The 6,000-nt window shown below is 60.4% G+C and carries 2 protein-coding genes; both read right to left on the bottom strand.

The features are described from left to right. On the bottom strand, positions 1–827 hold an 827-nt coding region (locus tag COA55_RS13865; protein WP_290502632.1), incomplete at its 3' end, for a PA0069 family radical SAM protein. Positions 828–919: 92 nt separating this feature from the next. Continuing rightward, on the bottom strand, positions 920–5,761 hold the full coding sequence (locus COA55_RS13860; protein WP_290502631.1) for an NAD-glutamate dehydrogenase: 4,842 nt from the start codon (positions 5,759–5,761) through the stop codon (positions 920–922). Positions 5,762–6,000 lie beyond the last annotated feature (239 nt).

The raw sequence follows: 6,000 nt of genomic DNA, 5'->3' as shown, positions 1-6,000 counted from the left end.
ATGACCTTCTCGGCCCGATCCGGGTAATGGTCTGCGAGCCATTCCTGCCACAGCGGCCCCACTTCATGGGGTAAGCGCAGCACCACATAACCTGCCTGCTGGGCGCCTGCCATGGCCACCTGATGCACAATGTCTTCCAGCTCATGGTCGTTGATGAAGGGAATCACCGGCGCTACCAGCACCGTGACCGGCACGCCGGCACGGCTAAGTTCGCGGACCACCTTCAGCCGCTCCTTGCCGCCGCTGGCACGGGGCTCCAGTTCTCCTTTCAGGCGGTTATCCAGCGTGGTGACCGACACAGCCACCGAGGCACGCCCGGCCCGGGCCATGGGGGCAATCAGGTCCAGATCCCGCAGCACCAGGGTGCTTTTGGTAATCAGGCTAAAGGGGTGCTGGCAATCCACCAGCACCTGCAACAGCTCACGGGTAATGCGTCGCTCTCGCTCAATGGGCTGATAAGGGTCGGTGACCGTGCCGAGCACAATGGGCCGACAGCGGTAAGACGGTTTACGGAGGCTGTCGCGAAGCACTTCCGCGGCATTGTCCTTGCAGAAAATCTCGCTCTCGAAATCCTGACCGGGTGATAAATCCACATAGGCATGGTTGGGGCGGGCGTAGCAGTAAATGCAGCCGTGCTCGCAACCCCGATACGGATTGATGCTCTGCTCGAACGGCAGGTCCGGGCTGCGGTTGGTCATGATGATGCTGCTGGCTTTTTCGCGATGATAGCGAGTAGACCGACTCACCGGAGGGCTATCCGATTCAGAATGGCTGACGGCAAAACGGCCAGGTAGCTGGCTCAGGGTGCCCCGGTTCGCTGCGCGCATAAACTTCACCTCTGCATATACTGTCTTTTTGTACAGTATATGCAGAGGCCAGCCAACTCAAGTGCATTCCGTGTGGTACCGACTTCTGCGACTTACAAGCTTCGCAGTTTACGCAACTCCCGTACCCCCACCGCCAGCGTCATGAAGTCGTGGGGGCCATCTGCCTGCAAGGTTTGCAAACGGTGAATGCCGAAGGCGACCTTGCGACGGGATTTTTCTTCCCAGGCGGCAAAGCGTGCGGCGGCGTTGTCACCCTCATACTCCAGCACCTTGGCGGCCACTTGGCGGTGCAGGCGGTAGGAATCCTCACGCAGGTTGGCACGGGCCAGTGCTTGCCAGCGATCCTGCACAGACAGATCCAGAATCGACGACAGCAGCCACAGAATCTGCAACTTGTCGCCCACCAGAAAGTACACTTCCGCCGCCAGTTTCAGCGGTACCTGCGCCTGCGAGGCAAGCTCGACAATATCCGGGGCAGACCCCAGCACCATGGTGTTGGCCAACAGTTTGGCTTCTTTCTCGGGCACGCCATCGTCTTTCATGCCCTCCACGGCTTGATCCCATTCCTGCCGATAACTGCCCGGCAGTGCCTCCGGCAACATGCTCTCCAGTTCGGCGATGGCCTTGCGGTAGCGAGCCACCGCTTCTGCCACCGGACGCCGCCCCCACTTGTAATGAATCAACCAGGTGGTCACGTGCTTCATCAAGCCGATGACGCGGCCATAAAGCCGTAGCTGCACCTGGCTGTCCACGCGCCCGTCCAGGCCATCCACCGGCGCCCAATACAGGTCGCCATCGAACACCGCATGGGCCATGGCATAGGCCTTCACCAAACGGTGTAACGACAAGCCATGTTCATCCGCATAGCGGTGAACAAAGGCAAACCCCATCCGGTTGACCACCGCGTTGGCCAGCACCGTGGCGATCAACTCCCGGCGCAGGCCATGGTTGAGCAGATCCTCACCGAAGGACTCCACCAGTTCCTGCGGAAAGTAATGCAGCACGTCCTGATCAAAGAACGCATCATCGGGAACGTCCGACGCCAGCAAGGCATCGAACAGCGCATTCTTGGTATAGGACAACAACACCGACAGTTCCGGCCGGGTCAGCCCTTTGCCGCGGGTGCGACGTTCGCTGAGGGATTCATCATCCGGCAGGTATTCCACCGTGCGCACCAGCATGGCCTGGCGCTCCAGCGTACGCAGGTGGTTGGCGTGCTCATCCAGCCGCGATGCGGCGTTATATTCCAGCAGGCTTAGCGCCAGGCTCTGCACGTAATTATCGCGCAGTACCGCATCAGCCACATCGTCGGTCATGCGCACCAGCAAGGGGTCGCGGGTCTCGCGATCCAGCCGCCCGTCACGCAAACGCTGGTTAAGCGGAATCTTGATATTCACTTCCCGGTCAGAGCTGTGCACACCGCCGGAGTTATCAATGGCGTCGGTATTGATCCGCCCGCCATTGAGCGCAAATTCAATGCGCCCCAGTTGCGTGAGCCCCAGGTTACCGCCCTCACCCACTACCTGGCAGCGTAGTTCCTTGCCGTTCACACGAATGGCATCGTTGGCCCGGTCCCCCACCTGGCTATGACTCTCGTTACTGCCTTTCACATAGGTGCCGATACCGCCGTTCCAGAGCAGTTCCACCGGCGCCTTGAGAATCGCCATGATCAATTCTGCCGGGGTCAGCGTCCGTTCACTGATGCCCAGAGCCTCACAGGCCCGCTCACTGAGCTCGATGCTCTTGGCGCTGCGCGACCAGACACCGCCGCCCTCGGACATGGCCTGGCGGTCGAAATCATCCCAGGTGGCGCCCCGGGTCGTGAACAGGCGCTGGCGCTCGGCAAAGGTGGCCGCCGGGTCCGGGCTTGGGTCGATAAAGATGTGCAGGTGATTGAAGGCCGCGACTAATTGAATCTGGTCCGACAACAGCATGCCGTTGCCAAACACATCGCCGCCCATGTCGCCGATCCCCACCACGGTAAACGGCTGCGTCTGGATATCCTTGTCCTGTTCACGGAAGTGACGCTTGACGCTTTCCCACGCGCCCCGTGCCGTAATCCCCATTTGTTTGTGGTCGTAACCGGCACTGCCGCCAGAGGCAAACGCATCGCCCAGCCAGAAGCCGTATTCATCGGCCAGGCCATTGGCAATATCCGAGAAGGTGGCGGTGCCTTTATCGGCAGCCACGACCAGGTAAGGGTCGTCACCGTCGTGGCACACCACCTGTTCCGGCGCCACAATCGCGTCGCCTTCGCGATTGTCGGTGATGTCCAGCAGGCCACGGATGAACTCCTTGTAGCAGGCAATACCTTGCTGTTGCCACGCCTCGCGATCCCCCGGCGTACCGCCTTTCACCACAAAACCGCCCTTGGCCCCCACCGGAACAATGATGGCGTTCTTGACCATTTGCGCCTTGACCAGGCCCAGCACCTCAGTGCGGAAATCCTCACGCCGGTCGGACCAACGCAGGCCGCCACGGGCCACCGGCCCACCGCGCAGGTGGATACCTTCCATGGTGGGCGAATACACAAAGGTTTCGTACATGGGTAATGGCGGCGGCAACTCCGACACCTTCTTCGGATCGAGCTTCAGGCTGACATAAGCTTTGTCGTGACCGCCCGCGTCCTGCTGATAGAAATTGGTACGCAGCCCCGCGCGCACCACACTCAGGAACGCCCGCAGCACACGGTCCGCATCCAGGGACGCTACGCCATCGAGTTCATGATCCAGGTTCTGTGCCAGTTTCAGCCCTTCATTATCACGACGGCTGTCAGTCAGCTGCGGGTCAAAGCGGGTTTCGAAAAGCTGCACCAGCAAGCGGGCAATGCGCGCATGTTCCGCCAGCAACTCTTCCATATAGTTTTGCGAATACGGCAACCCGGTTTGGATCAGGTATTTGGTCAGGGTACGCAGGCACACCACCTGACGGGCATTCAGGCCCGCCAGCAACACCAGTCGATTCAGGCCGTCATTTTCCGTATGGCCATTCCAGCATTGCAGGAAAGCATCTTCGAAGTAGCGCTTCTGCTGGGCCGGCCCCAAGGAACACTCCCCGTGGACCTGCACGTCGAAGACCTGAATCCAGCGGGGTTCGCCATCACGGGGCGTCACCCGGGTGGGGTTCTGGCGCACCACCCGCAGGCCGAAATTTTCCAGTGCCGGCAGCACATCGGACAAGCCGATGGGATTATTCAGGCTATAAAGCCGCAGGCTGGTCGGGCAGGCAGCGCCATCCGCATCGGTGACCGCCAGGCTGGGCAACACCGGTTGCTCCACGGACAGCTGCGTCAGGTATTGCAGGTCCGCAGCAGCTTCCACGGCGCTGTGTGCTTCCCGGTAACCCAGGGGGAAGGCGTCACCGTAACGCAGGGCCAGGGCAGCCCCGTCATCGGCCCGGCTGCCCACCTTGTCGCCCTGCTCATCCTGGTAGCCACTTTCGCGCAACACTTCCCGTAACTGGTCTGACCAGGAGCGGGTAATTTCAATCAGCCGTTGCTCCACCTGGCTGTCGGTCATGGCCAGCTGTGTGCCCTGGGGAATACGTACAATGCAGTGAATCCGGGCCAGCCCTTCGCGGAGGAAATCCACGGTGCGTTCCACGGAGCGACCGTTGCACAGCGTCATCAGCTCGGCGGTGACCTTGTCGCGCAATTCCCGGGAGTAGCGTTCGCGGCTCAGGTAAATCATGCACGAATAAAAACGCCCATAGCGGTCCCGGCGCATGAATACCCGCAGATGATGACGATCACGCAGGGCGCGAATACCCATGCAGATGTCGTACAGTTCTTCCTCACTACACTGGAACAGCTCATCGCGGGGAAGCTGGTAAATGATATCGCGCAGATGCTTGCCGGAATGCGAGCGTTCCGGCAACCGGGAGCGATCCAGCACGTAATTCACCTTGCGGCGAATCAGAGGAATGTCCCGGGGACGATTGATGTAGGCATCCAGGGAAAACAGCCCGATATAGCGGTCGGTGCCTTCCACCGAACCATCAGCCGCCAAGCGTTTCACGGACACCACGTCCATGTAGTGCGGATGATGAATGGGTGAACGCACATTGGCTTTGGTCACGACCACCAGACGACCATGGCGGATGTATTTGGCCATTTCCTCATGGGGCGCAATAAATTCATCCGCGTTGGCGTAAGGGCTGCCGGGGCGCGCCAGACCAAGGCCGGCCTCGTCCACCAGATGCAGCTGCATGCCACCGTCCAACGTTTTCGCTTCGGAGCGGGCATATCCCAGAAAGGTAAAGTGATCTTCGGACAACCATTCGATAAAGCCAGTGGCTTCCTGTAACTCCTGCTGATCCCGCTCCGGGTAACTGGCCGACAGGTTGCTGCGGGTCGCTTCCAGGTTGTCGAGCATGGGCTCGAAGTCGTCCACCACCACGCGCAAATCACCCAACACGCGCTCGAGAATGTCCTGCAGGCGGGCATAATCCTCGTCGTCTGCCAGCGGTTCGAATTCCACGTAGATCATGGACTCCGCCGGCTGCTCGCCATCACCCACCCCCGTGACCTGGGTCAGATGCCCATGGGCATCGCGTCGCACCTGAATGACCGGGTGCACGGTCCAGTCGATGGCGGTGCCGGCATCGCGCACGGCCATGGCAACCGAATCCACCAGAAAGGGGACGTCATCGGTAACGGTGCGCAACGCGGCAAGGCCGCCGGGGCGACAGGGAGGCTTCAGGTGAATCAGGGTTTCGCCGGGGTGGCGCTGGTGCGCCATCAGCCAATGCTGCTGGGCAATATGGAAGAGTTGCTCCGGCGGCCGGGCCGTCAACGCAGCCAGACTGCTCATTTCATAATAGGCAGCGAGAAAACTGCGAAACAGAGACTGGTGATCAGCACCGATATGGGCAGTGACCTGCCCTTCCAGCTGGGCCTGCAACAGCGCCTGGCGTTGAGCGATGTCATCCTGCATCGAAACCTCCGGCGTCCTTGTGACTCTGCAAAGTTACACTGCACAGTTACTACGCAAAACCGGATCACGTGAGCGGTCACGTTCTCCAAGCTTTCACCAGGCCGGCCGGGCACGCCCCGCAGGCCCTTTCGCTCACTGTATACCGGTGGCCGCGACCAATGCCAGCCTGCCGTTTCAGGTAAGCAAAGCATTCCATCAGGACAGCAGGATGACAGCACGAAAAACGTTATCGCGAGTTG

Source organism: Alcanivorax sp., assembly GCF_002733835.1.
GTDB lineage: Bacteria > Pseudomonadota > Gammaproteobacteria > Pseudomonadales > Alcanivoracaceae > Alcanivorax.
The sequence above is the reverse complement of the archived record's forward strand: the minus strand, read 5'-3'. Positions and strand labels throughout refer to the sequence as shown.

Excerpts from the sequence above, each read along its gene's own strand:
- COA55_RS13860 (WP_290502631.1), bottom strand. The coding sequence starts at position 5,761 with ATGCAGGATGACATCGCTCAACGCCAGGCGCTGTTGCAGGCCCAGCTG.